The sequence below is a fragment of the Streptomyces sp. NPDC091271 genome, from assembly GCF_044757505.1.
Taxonomy (GTDB): domain Bacteria; phylum Actinomycetota; class Actinomycetes; order Streptomycetales; family Streptomycetaceae; genus Streptomyces.
Genome location: NZ_JBIVVD010000012.1, coordinates 55,332 through 71,108 on the forward strand (window position 1 = coordinate 55,332; position 15,777 = coordinate 71,108).

General features: G+C 70.4%; 16 protein-coding genes. 8 read left to right on the forward strand and 8 right to left on the reverse strand.

The features are described 5' to 3' along the window. Nucleotides 1-21 precede the first annotated feature (21 nt). From folP to ACIQM3_RS36215, 5 genes are all read left to right on the forward strand, one after another. Entirely contained in the window at nucleotides 22-882 is an 861-nt protein-coding gene (folP, locus tag ACIQM3_RS36195) for a dihydropteroate synthase (protein ID WP_401632272.1), read from the forward strand. Continuing rightward, nucleotides 879-1,361, forward strand: coding sequence for a nuclear transport factor 2 family protein (locus ACIQM3_RS36200; protein WP_401632275.1), 483 nt, complete (start codon nucleotides 879-881; stop codon nucleotides 1,359-1,361). Before folP ends, ACIQM3_RS36200 begins: the two co-directional genes overlap by 4 nt. Before the next feature lie 193 nt (nucleotides 1,362-1,554). Continuing rightward, complete coding sequence (folB, locus tag ACIQM3_RS36205) at nucleotides 1,555-1,914, forward strand: dihydroneopterin aldolase (RefSeq protein ID WP_401632277.1); 360 nt, start codon at nucleotides 1,555-1,557, stop codon at nucleotides 1,912-1,914. After that, entirely contained in the window at nucleotides 1,911-2,522 is a 612-nt protein-coding gene (gene folK, locus ACIQM3_RS36210; RefSeq protein WP_356713805.1) for a 2-amino-4-hydroxy-6-hydroxymethyldihydropteridine diphosphokinase, read from the forward strand. The genes folB and folK overlap by 4 nt, the downstream gene beginning before the upstream one ends. A gap of 82 nt (nucleotides 2,523-2,604) precedes the next feature. Beyond that, nucleotides 2,605-3,090, forward strand: coding sequence for a DUF3180 domain-containing protein (locus ACIQM3_RS36215; RefSeq protein WP_401632280.1), 486 nt, complete (start codon nucleotides 2,605-2,607; stop codon nucleotides 3,088-3,090). A 69-nt stretch (nucleotides 3,091-3,159) separates the two neighbouring features. On the opposite strand, the gene ACIQM3_RS36220 is transcribed toward ACIQM3_RS36215, so the two are convergent. The 7 genes from ACIQM3_RS36220 to dacB all read right to left on the reverse strand — a co-directional run bounded on the left by ACIQM3_RS36220 (nucleotide 3,160) and on the right by dacB (nucleotide 11,306). Beyond that, the gene (locus tag ACIQM3_RS36220; protein WP_401632282.1) at nucleotides 3,160-3,510 is read right to left on the reverse strand and encodes a VOC family protein; all 351 of its coding nucleotides are present in this window, start codon (nucleotides 3,508-3,510) and stop codon (nucleotides 3,160-3,162) included. Nucleotides 3,511-3,619: 109 nt separating this feature from the next. Then, entirely contained in the window at nucleotides 3,620-4,225 is a 606-nt protein-coding gene (gene folE / locus ACIQM3_RS36225; RefSeq protein ID WP_401632285.1) for a GTP cyclohydrolase I FolE, read from the reverse strand. A 180-nt stretch (nucleotides 4,226-4,405) separates the two neighbouring features. Beyond that, the gene (gene ftsH, locus ACIQM3_RS36230; protein WP_401632287.1) at nucleotides 4,406-6,457 is read right to left on the reverse strand and encodes an ATP-dependent zinc metalloprotease FtsH; all 2,052 of its coding nucleotides are present in this window, start codon (nucleotides 6,455-6,457) and stop codon (nucleotides 4,406-4,408) included. 239 nt (nucleotides 6,458-6,696) lie between these two features. After that, nucleotides 6,697-7,236 carry a hypoxanthine phosphoribosyltransferase gene (hpt, locus tag ACIQM3_RS36235; protein WP_014155504.1) on the reverse strand — a complete coding sequence of 180 codons (540 nt, stop codon included), beginning with the start codon at nucleotides 7,234-7,236 and terminating at the stop codon, nucleotides 6,697-6,699. 97 nt (nucleotides 7,237-7,333) lie between these two features. Continuing rightward, on the reverse strand, nucleotides 7,334-8,407 hold the full coding sequence (gene tilS, locus ACIQM3_RS36240; protein WP_401632289.1) for a tRNA lysidine(34) synthetase TilS: 1,074 nt from the start codon (nucleotides 8,405-8,407) through the stop codon (nucleotides 7,334-7,336). A 190-nt stretch (nucleotides 8,408-8,597) separates the two neighbouring features. After that, nucleotides 8,598-9,743, reverse strand: a complete 1,146-nt coding sequence (locus tag ACIQM3_RS36245) for a zinc-dependent metalloprotease (RefSeq protein WP_401632292.1) — start codon at nucleotides 9,741-9,743, stop codon at nucleotides 8,598-8,600. Nucleotides 9,744-9,791: 48 nt separating this feature from the next. Then, a complete protein-coding gene (gene dacB / locus ACIQM3_RS36250) occupies nucleotides 9,792-11,306 on the reverse strand; it encodes a D-alanyl-D-alanine carboxypeptidase/D-alanyl-D-alanine-endopeptidase (RefSeq protein WP_401632294.1) in 1,515 nt (504 codons plus the stop codon). 56 nt (nucleotides 11,307-11,362) lie between these two features. Here dacB and ACIQM3_RS36255 point away from each other — a divergent pair, with 56 nt between their 5' ends. Beyond that, nucleotides 11,363-11,857 carry an inorganic diphosphatase gene (locus ACIQM3_RS36255; RefSeq protein WP_104786950.1) on the forward strand — a complete coding sequence of 165 codons (495 nt, stop codon included), beginning with the start codon at nucleotides 11,363-11,365 and terminating at the stop codon, nucleotides 11,855-11,857. Between the two features lie 198 nt (nucleotides 11,858-12,055). After that, on the forward strand, nucleotides 12,056-13,759 hold the full coding sequence (locus tag ACIQM3_RS36260; RefSeq protein ID WP_401632297.1) for a threonine/serine exporter ThrE family protein: 1,704 nt from the start codon (nucleotides 12,056-12,058) through the stop codon (nucleotides 13,757-13,759). Nucleotides 13,760-13,822: 63 nt separating this feature from the next. Here the strand turns inward: ACIQM3_RS36260 and ACIQM3_RS36265 are convergent, their stop codons facing one another. Further along, nucleotides 13,823-15,253, reverse strand: a complete 1,431-nt coding sequence (locus ACIQM3_RS36265) for a DedA family protein (RefSeq protein WP_401632300.1) — start codon at nucleotides 15,251-15,253, stop codon at nucleotides 13,823-13,825. A gap of 151 nt (nucleotides 15,254-15,404) precedes the next feature. Here ACIQM3_RS36265 and ACIQM3_RS36270 point away from each other — a divergent pair, with 151 nt between their 5' ends. Next, entirely contained in the window at nucleotides 15,405-15,770 is a 366-nt protein-coding gene (locus ACIQM3_RS36270; protein ID WP_104786954.1) for a YbjQ family protein, read from the forward strand. The last annotated feature ends 7 nt before the right edge of the window (nucleotides 15,771-15,777 follow it).

Sequence of the window (15,777 nt, forward strand, 5' to 3'; positions counted from 1 at the left end):
GACACGGCCTAGGCTGGGCGCATGAGTACGTTGCGAGGGCGGGGCACGGTGCGGGGTCTCCCGGAGTGGGACCGCTGTGCGGTCATGGGGGTCGTCAACGTGACGCCCGACTCCTTCTCCGACGGAGGCCACTGGTTCGACACCACGGCGGCGATCAAGCACGGCCTCGAACTGGTGGCCGAAGGAGCGGATCTGATCGACGTCGGCGGCGAGTCGACCCGCCCGGGCGCGAGCAGGGTGGACGAGGCCGAGGAGCTGCGCCGGGTGATCCCCGTGGTGCGCGGGCTGGCCTCCGAGGGGGTCACGATCTCCGTGGACACCATGCGGGCCGGCGTCGCCGAGCAGTCCGTCGCGGCCGGCGCGGTCCTGGTCAACGACGTGAGCGGTGGCCTCGCCGACCCGGGCATGATCCCGGTCGTCGCCGACGCCGGTGTGCCGTTCGTCGTCATGCACTGGCGCGGCTTCAGCGAGTCGATGAACAGCCGCGCGGTCTACGGGGACGTCGTCGGCGAAGTCGTGGCGGAGCTCCGGGAGCGCATGGAGGCCGTCATCGAGGGTGGGGTGGCCCCCGAGAAGCTGGTGATCGACCCCGGGCTGGGCTTCGCCAAGAACGCCGCCCAGGACCTCGCGCTGGTCGCGCACCTCGACCGCCTCCTTGATCTGGGCAGGCCACTGCTCGTCGCCGCCTCCCGCAAGCGGTTCCTCGGCCATGTCCTGGCCGGCGAGGGCGCGGCCCCGCCGCCCGCCCGCGAGCGGGACGCCGCGACGGCCGCGGTCTCCGCGCTCTCCGCGGCCGCGGGCGCCTGGGCGGTCCGGGTGCACGCGGTACGGCCGACGGCGGACGCGGTGCGGGTCGCCCGTGCCGTCGAGGGAGCCGCGTGAGCGCCCCGCGGGACGAGCACGAGGAGGCAGCCGCCGACATCGCGGCGGTCGAGCAGGCCAACACCGCGTTCTACGAGGCGATGGAACGCGGCGACCTCGACGGACTCTCCGGGCTGTGGCTGCCCGGAGAGGACCTCACGGTGTCCTGCGTCCACCCGGGCTGGCCGGTGCTCACGGGCCGCGGCGAGGTGCTGCGGAGCTATGCGCTGATCATGGCGAACACGGAGTACATCCAGTTCTTCCTCACCGATGTCGGGGTCGCCATGACCGGCGACACCGCCCTGGTGACCTGCACGGAGAACATCCTCAGCGGTGGCCCCGCGGAGGAGGGGAACTCGCTCGGCCCGCTCGTCGGCCAGCTCGTCGTCGCCACCAATGTGTTCCGGCGCACACCGGACGGCTGGAAGCTCTGGTCCCACCACGGCTCCCCCGTACTGGCCGAAACCGGCGAGGAAGAGGACGAAGAACCTACTGCCTGAGCGGGCGGAGCGGGTTGCGGGGATTGCGCCCCCCGATCACGGGGTATACGCGGCTACCAACCCCCCGCCGGGCCGGTCCGCGCCCCCGCGGGCGGGCTGTGTCGGTGCTCGCGGGTAGATTCGAAAGACGGCACCGCACCGCCCGCACGCGGCCAGGTGCCTCCAGAGACGACGAACAGCAGGAGTGATTCGCGTGGATCGTGTCGCGCTGCGCGGCCTCAAGGCCCGTGGGCACCACGGTGTCTTCCCCCGGGAGCGGGCAGAAGGCCAGACCTTCATCGTGGACCTGGTGCTCGGCCTCGACACCCGCCCCGCGGCAGCCGCCGACGACCTGACGAAGACCGTGCACTACGGCGTGGTGGCGGAAGAGGTCGTCGATGTCGTCAAGGGTGAGCCCGTCGATCTGATCGAGACCCTCGCGGAACGCATCGCGCAGCAGTGCCTCAAGCACGAAGGGGTCGAGGAGGTCGAGGTCGTCGTCCACAAGCCGGATGCCCCGATCACCGTCCCCTTCGACGACGTGACCATCACCATCACCCGGAGCCGAGCATGACTGCATTTTCTACCGAGGGGCAGAGCGACCCGACCGTACAGCCGGTTCCCGCCGCAGTGGTCGAGCAGGTCGACGCGGCAGACGTCACCCTCTCCAACCCCAAACGGGCCGTGATCTCCCTCGGCTCCAATCTCGGCAACCGGCTGGAGACCCTCCAGGGCGCCATCGACGCCCTGGAGGACACCCCCGGCCTCAGGGTCAAAGCGGTCTCCCCCGTCTACGAGACGGAGCCCTGGGGCGTCGAGCCCGGCTCCCAGCCCTCGTACTTCAACGCGGTGATCGTCGTGAAGACGACTCTGCCCCCGTCCTCGCTGCTGGAGCGCGGCCAGGCCATCGAGGAGGCCTTCGACCGCGTCCGCGAGGAGCGCTGGGGACCGCGCACCATCGACGTCGACATCGTGTCGTACGCCGAGGTGGTCTCCGACGACCCCCTGCTGACCCTCCCCCACCCGCGCGCCCGTGAGCGCGCCTTCGTCCTCGCTCCGTGGCACGACGTGGACCCGGAGGCCCAGCTCCCCGGCGCCGGCCCCGTCGCCGACCTGCTGGCCGGTGTCGGCCGCGAGGGAGTGCTTCCCCGGCCCGACCTGGAACTCCGTCTCCCCGAGTAGTCGTTAGGCTCAAGGGCGACGATCACGGTCGACCGACACGGGCGACCGACACGGGCAACGGCGACGAAGGGCGGCACTCTCGGTGAAGCAACTACGGCTCGGGCTCCTGGCCGGACTCTTCGCCGGAGCCGGCGTGCTGTCCTGGGGTGGGGCGCGCCTCTGGGACTCCCTGGGGACACTGCCGAGCGTGCCGCTCGCCGCGCCCGTCGTGCTGGCCGTGATCGCGGTCGTCCTGCTCGCCACGGCTCTGTCGATCCGGGCGCGGCTGCGCGCGCAGCGGGAGCGCCGCCCGGGAGCGAAGGGGGTCGAGCCGATCATGGCGGCGCGCGCCGTGGTCTTCGGCCAGGCGAGCGCGCTCGTCGTCGCGCTCGTCGCGGGGATGTACGGCGGCACGGGCGTCTTCCTGCTCGGCTCCCTGGACGTCCCGCCCCGCCGGGATCAGGCCATCTACGCGGGCTTCGCCGTCCTGGCCGGCATCGCGGTCGTCGCCGCCGCCTACTTCCTCGAGCGTGTCTGCAGGCTCCCGGAGGACGGGGACGACGACAGGAACACGGCCCAGGCCGCATAGGCCCCGTCTTCCTCAGGCCGGTCTCGCGGCCCCGTCCTCGAAGCCTCAGCCTGATCCATAGGAGAGGCTTCAGTCCGCCACCGGGTTCTCGATCAGGGTGACCCTGTTGCCGTCGGGGTCGTGTACGGCGGCGAACCGCACCCCCTGGGAGCCGGGCTGGGTCTCCCCGGCCGTGATCCCCCGGCCCGCGAGGTCCGAGAGGGACCGGTCCAGATCCTCGACCACCAGATTCACCAGCGTCCCGCCGGCGTGCTCGGGCGACTCGAAGACCTGGAGCCAGGCGTACGAGGAGATGTGCCAGTCGGCCAGCCCGTTCATGGGCCTCGCGTCGGCCGGGCGACCGAAAAGGCGCTCGTACCACTCCGCCGCCGGCTCGATGGCCGTCACGGGGGCTACCGCGAGCACATGGGTGAATGTCATCGGGAGGCTCCTCTCCTGGTGGATACGGCCGTACGGCCGCTTCCACTACGGTCGACTCCCCCCGCCGCACGAACTCATCGCTGCCGCGTCGGCCCGCCCTCGCAGAGGCTCAGCGCGCCATGATGAGGCTCATCGCCTCCGCGCGCGTGGCGGGGTCGCGCAGCTGGCCGCGGACGGCGGACGTGATCGTCTTGGCCCCGGGCTTGCGGATCCCCCGCATCGACATGCACATGTGCTCGCACTCGATGACGACGATGACCCCGCGCGGCTCCAGGATCGCCATCAGGGAGTCGGCGATCTGCGTGGTGAGCCGCTCCTGGACCTGCGGCCGCCGGGCGTAGACATCGACCAGCCGGGCCAGTTTCGACAGTCCCGTGATCTTGCCACTCGTCGCCGGGATGTAGCCGACGTGCGCGACACCGTGGAACGGCACCAGGTGGTGCTCGCAGGTGCTGAACACCTCGATGTCCTTCACCAGCACCATCTCGTCGTGGCCGAGATCGAACGTCGTCGTCAGGACGTCCTCGGGCTCCTGGTGGAGGCCGGCGAATATCTCCTTGTACGCGCGCGCCACCCGGCCCGGAGTCTCCCGCAGCCCCTCACGGTCAGGGTCCTCCCCGACGGCGATGAGAAGCTCCCGTACGGCCGACTCGGCCCGCTTCTCATCGAATATGCCGATCGAGCCCTGCCCGTCCAGCGTCACCGGGTCGGTCATCTGTGCCTCGTTCCTCTGTGCAGTCACATGCGCGGGCCCGCCCGGACCTCGGAAATTCGGCAGGCAACGCAGGCATACGGAAAAGCCGCGCCCCCACAGGCTAGAACCTGGGGGGCGCGGCATCCATTCCGGGCCTGGTGGAGCCCCCGTGACAGGGGCCACACCTGGTCGGGCAGGGGGCTAGCTCTCGGGGCGATCCTCGGGGAGCGCCTCCGGGGAGGTGCCGGTGTTCTTCGACGTGATGTCCGTCGGAGCGATCTCCGGAGTCCCCGAGCCGTTGGCGGTGCCGTTGGTGAGGGCGAGCTCCTTGGGAGAGAGCACGGGCGGCCGCGTCGACGGGGTACGCCGGGCGGAACCGGTCCACGCCGGGCGAGCCGGGCGCCTCACGATCGGGGCGAAGATCTCGGCGATCTGCTCCTTGTTGAGCGTCTCCTTCTCGAGAAGCTCGAGGACCAGGGCGTCGAGGATGTCGCGGTTCTCGACGAGAATTTCCCACGCGTCGTTGTGCGCGGTCTCGATGAGCTTCTTGACCTCTTCGTCGACGAGCGCCGCGACCTCTTCCGAGTAGTCGCGCTGATGGCCCATCTCCCGGCCCACGAACGGCTCGGTGTTGTCTCCACCGAACTTGATCGCACCGAGACGCTCGGTCATGCCGTACTGCGTGACCATCGCGCGGGCCGTGGCAGTGGCCTTCTCGATGTCGTTCGCAGCACCGGTCGTCGGGTCGTGGAAGACCAGCTCCTCGGCCGCGCGCCCGCCCAGCATGTACGCCAGCTGGTCGAGCATCTCGTTGCGCGTCGTGGAGTACTTGTCCTCCTCCGGGAGCACCATCGTGTAACCGAGGGCACGGCCGCGGGAGAGGATCGTGATCTTGTGGACCGGGTCCGACTGGGGTGAGGCCGCCGCGACCAGGGCGTGTCCGCCCTCGTGGTACGCGGTGATCTTCTTTTCCTTCTCGGACATGATCCGGGTCCGCTTCTGCGGGCCCGCCACGACGCGGTCGATGGCCTCGTCGAGCATGTGGTTGTCGATCAGCTTCTTGTTGCTGCGCGCCGTGAGGAGCGCCGCTTCGTTCAGCACGTTCGACAGGTCGGCACCGGTGAAGCCGGGCGTACGACGCGCGACCGCGTTGAGGTCGACGTCCTCCGCGACCGGCTTGCCCTTCTGGTGCACCTTGAGGATCTCGAGGCGGCCCTGCATGTCCGGCCTGTCGACGGCGATCTGCCGGTCGAAGCGCCCGGGACGCAGCAGCGCCGGGTCCAGGATGTCCGGCCGGTTCGTGGCGGCGATCAGGATGACGCCGCCCTTCACGTCGAAGCCGTCCATCTCGACGAGCAGCTGGTTGAGCGTCTGCTCGCGCTCGTCGTGACCGCCGCCCATGCCGGCACCGCGGTGCCGTCCGACGGCGTCGATCTCGTCGACGAAGACGATCGCCGGAGCGTTCGCCTTGGCCTGCTCGAAGAGGTCACGCACACGGGAGGCACCGACACCGACGAACATCTCGACGAAGTCGGAACCGGAGATCGAGTAGAACGGAACGCCCGCTTCGCCTGCGACGGCGCGAGCGAGCAGCGTCTTACCCGTACCGGGCGGCCCGTAGAGCAGGACGCCCTTGGGGATCTTGGCGCCGACGGCCTGGAACTTCGCCGGCTCCTGGAGGAATTCCTTGATCTCGTAGAGTTCCTCGACGGCCTCGTCCGAGCCTGCCACGTCGGAGAACGTCGTCTTCGGCGTGTCCTTGGTGATCAGCTTGGCCTTGGACTTGCCGAACTGCATGACCTTGGAGCCGCCGCCCTGCATCTGATTCATCAGAAACAGGAACACGACCACGATCAGGACGAAGGGCAGCAGGGAGAGAAGGATCGAGACGAACGGGGACTGCTTCGACGGCGAGACGGTGTAACCCTTCTCGATGTCACCGCTCTCGAACTTCTTCTGCAGCGTGTCGGCGAGCTCGACACCCTGGTTGCCGATGTAGCTCGCCTGGAACTTGCTGCCGGACTCGCCCTCGAGCTTTGCCTTGTCCTTCAGCTCGATCTTCAGGATCTGTTCGTCACCGGTGGTCAGCTTGGCCTGCTCCACCTGGTTCTTACTGATCGCCTGGATCACCTTGCCGGTGTCCACCGTCTTGTAGCCGCCGGACGAGCCGACGACCTGCATCAACACGACCACGGCGAGGACGGCCAGCACGATCCACATGACCGGCCCACGGAAGTATCGCTTCACGTCCATCCATACGGAGCGAAGTCGCCCCGTCCCTCCTGCCCGTAGGTAAATGCTGCTGTGAGAAAAGACTGTTCTTCGGACGGTACCCCAGCATTGTCACCCGTGACCGCAGGGGAGGTCCGGCAAACCCGTCTTCGAAGGCTCCAACGGCCCGAACGCCGCAAGGGTTCCCGGGACTCCGGCCGGGTTCGGCCGGGTGCCGCCGGTTCCACCCGGTGCCGCCGGTTCCCGTCGGGGCGGTTGCCTCAGCCGCCGTAGACGTGAGGGGCGAGCGTACCGACGAAGGGGAGGTTGCGGTACTTCTCCGCGTAGTCCAGCCCGTAGCCGACGACGAACTCGTTGGGGATGTCGAAGCCGACCCACTTCACGTCGATCGCGACCTTCGCGGCATCCGGCTTACGGAGCAGCGTGCAGACCTCCAGGCTCGCGGGTTCACGCGAGCCGAGGTTGGTCAGCAGCCAGGACAGCGTCAGACCGGAGTCGATGATGTCCTCGACGATCAGGACGTGCTTGCCCTTGATGTCGGTGTCGAGGTCCTTGAGGATCCGGACGACGCCCGAGGACTGTGTGCCGGCCCCGTACGACGAGACGGCCATCCAGTCCATGGTGACGGGGGTGGACAGCGCGCGGGCCAGGTCCGCCATGACCATCACCGCGCCCTTGAGCACGCCGACGATGAGCAGGTCCTTGCCCGCGTACTCCGCGTCGATCTTCGCTGCCAGCTCGACGAGCTTCGCGTCGATCTCTTCCTTGGTGAGGAGCACCGACTGAAGGTCGGTGCCCATGTCCTTCTCGTTCACCCGCGTCTCTTTCTCTGCCCTGCCGGCCGGACTCTTCCCCGGGCCGGACCGGCGTTTCGCCTGCACTTCAGCCGCTTGCGCTTCAGCTCTGCCGAATCACCAGTCTGCCACCCTGCCGCCGCACCTCGACGCGGCCGGGCAGGTTGATGGCGCCCTGGCCCCGCCAGCCGGTGATGAGCCGGTCGACTTCCTCGATGTGGCGCGCGAAGAGCGAACCGGCGGGGGAACCGGCGTCGATCACGGCCCGGCGCAGCACCCGGCGGCGTACCGCGGGCGGCAGGACGGAGAGCTTGGCGCACTCCAGACGTCCGTCGTCGTCGCGGACCGAGCGCGCGGCCTCGGCGGCCCAGGTGTCGAGGGCGTCGGCGTCGTCGCGGGAGAGCTGCGCCGTACGGGCGAGGGCTTCCACGACCCCCTTGCCCAGCGCCTTCTCCAGGGCGGGCAGGCCCTCGTGGCGCAGCCGGGAGCGGGTGTACGCGGGGTCGATGTTGTGCGGGTCGTCCCAGACGGGGATCGACTGGACCAGGCAGGCCTTGCGGGCGGTCTGCCGGTCGAGCTGGAGGAACGGGCGGCGGTACCGGCCGGCGGGGCCCGACGCCGCGGCCATCCCGGACAGCGAACGGATCCCCGAACCGCGGGCGAGGCCCAGCAGGACTGTCTCGGCCTGGTCGTCGCGGGTGTGGCCGAGGAGTACGGCGGCGGCGCCGTGACGCTCCGCGGCGTCGTCCAGGGCGGCGTAGCGGGCGTCGCGGGCGGCGGCCTCCGGGCCGCCGTCGCGGCCTACCCGCACGGCGACCGCCTCGACCGGGTCGAGGTGCATCTCGGAGAGCCGGGCGACGACCTCGTCGGCGCGGAGTCCGGAGCCGGGCTGGAGGTTGTGGTCGACGGTGATGCCGCCGGCGCGGACGGGAAGCTTGCGCGACTCGAAGGCGAGGGCGGAGGCGAGGGCCATGGAGTCGGCACCCCCGGAGCATGCGACGAGCACCAGCGGGGTGTCCGGCCGCTCGGGAAGCGCGGAACGCCGCCCGCCCGTCCCTGCTTCGGCGAGCTCGCCGCGTGCGGCCTGTTCGGTGTGACGGTTGTATTCGGTGACGACGTCGTGAAGTACGCGGCGGACCGCCAGGCGTATCGCCGCGACCGCAGGATGGGGACCCATGTCCGGTGCCCTTCGGGTGAAGTTTTGGGGAGGGTGCCTCCGAGTGCGCGGGACGGAGTCCCGTCACTCAGAGTGCGTCGATGGTGACAGAGCCAAGCTGTTCATCGAGCATTGCACGCCTTCCCATGCCCCTATGGTCCCTCGGATGGGTGATTGGAGAGGCAATCCCGTGCCACCGGACCACCCAAGATCACGACTCTGCCTTACGGTGCACCCTCGCCACCCAGTCCGCCGGTGCGGCGATCTCGGCCTTGGTGGGAAGAGTGTTGGGGGAGGTCCACACCCGGTTGAATCCGTCCATACCGACCTCGTCCACGACGGCCCGGACGAACTTCTCGCCGTCGCGGTACTGCCGGAGCTTGGCGTCGAGCCCGAGGAGCTTGCGCAGCGCCAGGTCCAGCCGGCTCGCGCCACGCGCCCTGCGCTGCTGGAACTTCTCCCGGATCTCGGCGACGGAGGCCACCACATCGGGCCCCACTCCGTCCATCACGAAGTCCGCATGGCCTTCGAGCAGGGACATCACCGCGGTGAGACGGCCCAGGATCTCGCGCTGGGAGGGTGTCTGGACGATCTCCACGAGGCTGCGCCCGCCGTCGTCGCCCTCCTCCCCCCGTTCGCCCTCGGGGCGGCTGCCCCCCGAGAAGGCCTGCGCGGCCTCGCGGAGGCGTTCGAGCACGGTCATCGGGTCGACGTCGGTCTCGTCGAGGAACGACTGGATTTCGCCCTGCAGATGGTCGCGGAGCCAGGGGACACCCGTGAACTGGGTCCGGTGCGTCTCCTCGTGGAGAGCCACCCAGAGCCTGAAATCGTGCGGGTCGACCTCGAGTTCGCGTTCGACATGGACGATGTTGGGGGCCACCAGCAGCAGCCTGCCACCCCCCTTCGAGGATGCGGGCAGCTCCCGGGTGGCGGGGGCGAAGGTCTCGTACTGTCCGAGGACCCGGGAGGCCAGGAAGGACAGCAGCATGCCCAGTTCGACACCGGTCACCTTGCCGCCGACCGCGCCGAGCACGGCGTTGCCGGGCCCGCTGCCGCGGCGTTCCTGCATCTTGCCGAGCAGCGGACGCAGCAGCTCACGGAAGCCCGCCACGTTGGCCCGGATCCAGCCGGCCCGGTCGACGACCAGGACCGGGGTGTCCTCGGGTTCGTGCCCCTCCGGGATCATCCGGGTGAACGAACGGACGTGCTCCTCCGAGGCCTTGGCATGCCGCCGGAGCTCCGCGACGACGGCGCGGGCCTCCTCACGGCTGATCTCGGGACCCGGCCGCACGAACCGGGTCGCAGTCGCGACCGCGAGATTCCAGTCGACCATCTCGGCACCACCGATGCTCGTCATGCGTCAACCGTACGTGAGGTGGTCGCTCCGTGGTGGGGTGTCAGCCGCTCACCGGGTGCCCTGGGTGAGCGTGGTGGCCAGGGTGTCGAGAGAGGCCTCCGCGTCGTCGGCCGATGTGGTGCCCGAGGCCAGGAAGGCGAAGGCCAGCAGCCGGCCCTGTGCGTCGACCGCGGTTCCGGCGAGGCTGTTCACCCCGGTGAGGGTGCCCGTCTTGGCCCTGATCAGGCCGGTCGCCGGGGACGTCGCCGTGTAGCGGTCGCCGAGCGTGCCGCTGAATCCGGCGACCGGCAGGCCGGTGAGGACGGGGCGTAGCTCCGGGTGGCCGGGGCCGGCGGCGAGCGCGAGCAGCCGGGCCAGGAGCCCCGCCGTCACCCTGTCCGCACGGTCGAGACCGCTGCCGTCGGCGAGCCGGGCACCGCCCAGGGGCAGACCGAGCGACTTCAGCCGGGCGGTGACGGCGCGGCGGCTCCCGGCGAAGGAGGCGGGCTCCCCGGCCTTCAGCGCGGTCTGCCGTGCCAGCGCCTCGGCGATGTCGTTGTCGCTGTTGGTCAAGGCCCGCTCGACCAGGGCGGAGAGCGGCTTCGACAGATGCGTCGCCACCGTCCGCGCCTTGGCCGGAGCCCGTCCGGGAACGGGGGCGGACCGGGTGGCGGCACCGGCGTCGTCGAGGAGGTCCGCGAAGGCGCGCGCGGCGTCACCCGCCGGGTCGTCCGTACGGGGGGCCGGCCCCCGGTCGCTCGTGTCGAGGCGGCCCTCGTCGGCCATGAGCGCGCTGACGGGCGCGATGTTCTCGTTGGGGCCGATGGGGTGGAGTGCCGGACCTGAGTAGCGCGACACGTCGTAGACCAGCCGCACGGGCCCGGCGCCGGCGTCGCGCAGGGAGCGCGCCGTGTCGGCCGCCAGGGAGCGCAGGGCCGCCTTGTCCAGGGTGGGGTCACCCCCGCCGACAAGGGTGAGCGTCCGGGAGTCCGGGGAGAGCCGCACCGTCGTCGCGATGCGGTGGGCGGGGCCGAGCGCGGAGAGCGCGGCGGCGGCCGTCGCGATCTTCACCGTGGACGCGGGGGTCATGGGCGTCCCCGCACCCCGCGCGAACAGCTGCTTGCCGGTGGCGGCGTCGACGACCACGGCGGTGCGTACGGAGCCGAGTGCGGGCGCGTCCAGCAGGGGCGTGAGGGCGTCGTCCAGGCCGCTCGCGCCCGCAGGGGCCGTAAGGCCGCCCTTGGCGCCGAGGGCTCTCAGGACGGCCGGCGCGCTGGCGGCGGGCTCCGGACCGTCCGGCGTGGTCCCTTCGTGATGTGCGCCACCTGAGCGCTGCAGGACGGCCGCCCGGTCCCGCTCGGCCTTACGCTGACCGGAGTCCCAGGGACCGGTGGCCAGGACGGCACCGGCGGCGACCACCAGGCCGAGCACCGCGGAGCCTGCGACGAGCCGGAGGTCGCCCCGGCCGCTCCCATGCTTCAGGGACTTCGGGACTTTCCACTTGCCCCACCTGTTCAACGGTCCGTCCGTCGGTTTCTCCACCGGCTCGGCCACCGTTGACCAGCCCCTTTCGCGAGCACTCATCTGCGTGAGGGACACTTAACCACCAGTCGTATGTGTTGATCATGGAGGAGCCACCCGTGGAGTTCGACGTCGTTATCGAGATTCCGAAGGGTTCGCGGAACAAGTACGAGGTGGACCACGAGACCGGTCGGATCCGTCTGGACCGTCGACTCTTCACCTCGACCAGCTACCCCGCGGACTACGGTTTCGTCGAGAACACCCTCGGCGAGGACGGCGACCCGCTGGACGCGCTGGTCATCCTCGAGGAGCCGACGTTCCCCGGCTGCCTCATCAAGTGCCGCGCCATCGGCATGTTCCGGATGACGGACGAGGCCGGCGGCGACGACAAGCTGCTGTGTGTCCCGGCGTCCGACCCCCGGGTGGAGCACCTGCGCGACATCCACCACGTGTCGGAGTTCGACCGCCTGGAGATCCAGCACTTCTTCGAGGTCTACAAGGACCTGGAGCCCGGCAAGTCCGTCGAGGGCGCCGACTGGGTCGGCCGCACCGAGGCCGAGGCCGAGATCGAGGCCTCCTACAAGCGCCTCGAGGCGCAGGGCGGCAAGCACTGACGTGATCCCACTGTTCCGCTCACGGGCGGGACGGCGCGGATCGCGGCGCATGGGCCGACCGGCCCAGCCAGTCGTACGGACGACGGGCGGCGCACCTTCACCGGTGCGCCGCCCGTTGCGTGTGGCGGCCCATGTCCGTGCACATACTGGGCAGAAGCGCTCCCGTAACGAGCGGTCGTGGAGGAACGAGGTCGAGTAGTGGCGGAACAGGGCGGTCCCGAGGACCAGAAGCCCCAGTCCGACGAGGCGCGCAGTGCCTTCGTCCCGCCGACCGGTGTGGAGCAGCCCCCGGCCCCGTCCGAGGACGACCATCCGACATCGGAATTCGCCCTTCCGGCCGGTCTGCACACCGATCCGACGGCGTCCGGGCCCGGTTCCCCTTCCGGCCCGGGGAGCGGGCCGGGCTCCGACACGCTCTCGTCGGCCTTCGTCCCGCCGAGCGGGTACGACGCACAGCAGCATCCGCCGGCGTTCACTCCCGCGCACGGCATTCCGATGGTCCGGCTGACCAAGGAAGCCCCCTGGCAGGACCGGATGCGCACGATGCTGCGCATGCCGGTGACGGAGCGTCCGGCGCCCGAGAGTGTGCAGAGGACCGACGACTCGGGGCCCGCGGTCCCGCGCGTCCTCGACCTGACGCTGCGTATCGGCGAGCTGCTGCTCGCGGGCGGCGAGGGCGCCGAGGACGTCGAGGCCGCGATGTTCGCCGTGACCCGGTCGTACGGCCTGGACCGCAGCGAACCGACGGTCACCTTCACGCTGCTGTCCATCTCGTACCAGCCGTCACTGGTGGACGACCCCGTGACGGCGAGCCGCACCGTGCGGCGCCGGGGCACCGACTACACCCGACTGGCGGCCGTGTTCCGGCTGATCGACGACATCACCACGGCGGAGCACGTCGAGGTCTCGCTGGAGGAGGCCTATCGGCGCCTCGCCGAGATCCGCCGTAACCGGCACCCGTACCCGGGCTGGGTGCTGACGGTCGCCGCGGGTCTGCTCGCCGGCTCCGCATCGGTGCTGGTCGGCGGTAATTTCCTGGTCTTCATCGTGGCGGCGGCGGGCGCGATGCTCGGCGACCGGCTGGCCTGGCTCTGCGCCGGACGCGGGCTGCCCGAGTTCTACCAGTTCACGGTGGCGGCCATGCCCCCCGCCGCGATGGGCATCGCTCTGACCCTCACCCATTCGACGGATGTGCGGCCCTCCGCGGTGATCACCGGTGGGCTCTTCGCGCTGCTGCCCGGACGGGCTCTCGTCGCCGGGGTGCAGGACGGTCTGACCGGCTACTACATCACCGCGGGTGCCCGGCTCCTGGAGGTCATGTACTTCTTCATCGGCATCGTGGCGGGCGTCCTGCTGATGCTCTACCTGGGCGTCCAGCTCGGTGCACAGCTCAATCCGGAGGCGCAGGTCGTTGCCAACGACCGGCCGGTGCTCCAGATCCTGGTCTCGATGACCCTGACGCTGGCGTTCGCCATCCTGCTCCAGCAGGAGCGCTCAACGGTGCTCGCCGTGACCCTCAACGGGGGCGTGGCCTGGATCATCTACGGGGCGATGGCCCGTGAGGGCGGTATCTCACCGGTGGCCGCCACGGCGGTCGCCGCCGGTCTGGTGGGACTGTTCGGCCAGCTCTTCTCGCGCTACCACTACAGCTCGTCGTTGCCCTACATCACGGCCGCGATCGGCCCGCTGCTGCCCGGTTCGGCAACCTACTTCGGTCTGCTGTTCGTCGCGCAGAACGAGGTGGAGGCCGGGCTCACCTCGCTCTCCACGGCGGTCGCCACGGCGCTGGCGATCGCCATCGGGGTCAACCTGGGGAGCGAGATCTCCCGGCTCTTCATGCGGGTGCCGGGCGCGGTCGAGGGCGCGTCCCGCCGGGCGGCCAAGCGGACCCGAGGCTTCTGACACACGCGCGGCGCCCCGGCCCCCTCAGGGGGACCGGGGCGCCGTCGGTGCGCTCGGAAGGGGTCAGCGCCTGTTCTGCCACCCGTACTGACCCGGGTCGTCCTCCTGGCTGTCGCCCGGGCCGGCCGCGGGGCGCTCACCGTAGGGCCCGCCGTCGGTGTACGGGCCGGGCTGCCCGCCGCCGTACCCGCCGTCGTATCCGCCGTCGTACGGGGCGGCCTGGGCGCTGCCGTACGGACCGGCCTGGCTGCCGTCGCCGTACTGGCCGGCCTGGTTACCGTCGCCGTACTGGCCGGCCTGGTTACCGCCGTACTGGCCGCCTTGGCCGTTGCCGTACTGGCCGCCTTGGCCGTTGCCGTACTGACCGCCCTGGTCCGCGGCGCCGTACTGACCGGCTCCGTACTGGCCGCCCTGGCCGCCGTACTGACCGTTCTGGCCGCCGGTGTACCGGCCGCCCTGATCCGCGCCGTACTGGCCCTGCGCGTCACCGTACTGGCCCTGCGCGTCGCCGTACTGACCGTTGCCGCCCTGGTGCGTGCCGTACGGAGAGCGGTACTGGCCCTGCTGCCCGCCGTACTGGTCCTCCTGCCCGCCGTACTGACCGTTGCCGTCCTGGTGCGTGCCGTACTGACCGCCGCCGTACGGGGCGCCCTGGCCGCCGTACTGACCGTTGCCGTACTGCGCGCCCTGGCCGCCGTACTGACCGTTGCCGTACTGCGCGCCCTGGCCGGTGCCGTACGGGGCCGGCTGGTCGCCGGTGTACCGGTAGGCGGCAGGGCCCTGGCCGTCGTCGTCCGCTCCGGCGTGGGGGCCTGCAGCGGGCCCGCCGTTCGAGGGGCCCTCGTCGTCCCCCCCGCGCGCGGCGGCTTCCTTCTTCGACTTGCTGCGCGCCCGCAGGAACTCGATCGCGATCGGCACCACGGAGATCAGCACGATCAGGATGAGGATCATCTCGATGTTCTCGTGCACGAAATCGATCTTGCCGAGGACCGCGCCGAGCAGCGTCACGCCGACGCCCCAGAGCACGCCGCCGATGATGTTGAACGTGATGAACGAGCGGTAGTCCATCCGGCTCACACCGGCGATGATCGGCGTGAAGGTCCGGACGACGGGCACGAAGCGGGCCAGCACCAGCGACTTCGGGCCGTACTTCTCGAAGAAGTCGTGGGCCTTCTCGACGTTCTCCTGCTTGAAGAGACGGGAGTCCGGGCGCTTGAAAAGCGCCGGCCCCACCTTGCGTCCGAAGAGATAGCCGACCTGGTCACCGATGATCGCCGCCAGGGCGATCAGGAGGCAGACCAGCCACAGGGGGTACTTCAGGTCACCCGTCGTCACCAGCAGACCCGTGGTGAACAGCAGGGAGTCGCCGGGGAGGAAGAAGCCGATCAGCAGCCCGGACTCGGCGAACACGATCAGCAGGAGGCCGGGCAGCCCGAAGGTGTTGAGCAGGTAATCCGGGTCCAGCCAGCTCGGGCCGAGCGCAAGCGTATTCAAGGGTCCGGGCTCCAGGGTTGGTCGGTGTGTGCGCGGCTGCGTGGCCGCCCCAAGCTATCAACGCTGTGGCGGACGCCTGGGTTCCACTGGCGTAAGCAAGGATGCGCGCGGAACGAACCGGGGCAAAGCTTTCCGCAGGAGGTGCCACATCATGAGCATCGAGGACTACGGCGGCGGACAGACACCCCAGGCGGACGTCCTGGTCGTCACCACGAACGACGTACCCGGGCACCAGGTGACACAGGTCATCGGCGAGGTGTTCGGGCTCACGGTCCGCTCCCGTCACCTGGGCAGCCAGATCGGCGCCGGTCTGAAGTCGATGATCGGCGGCGAGCTGAAGGGGCTGACCAAGACGCTCGTCGAGACCCGCAACCAGGCGATGGAGCGGCTCGTCGACCAGGCCCGGGCGCGCGGCGCGAACGCCGTGCTGATGATGCGGTTCGACGTGAGCGAGGCGGCGGACGTGGGCACCGAGGTCTGCGCCTACGGCACGGCGGCCGTGATCAGCAGGTCCTGACCGGCTC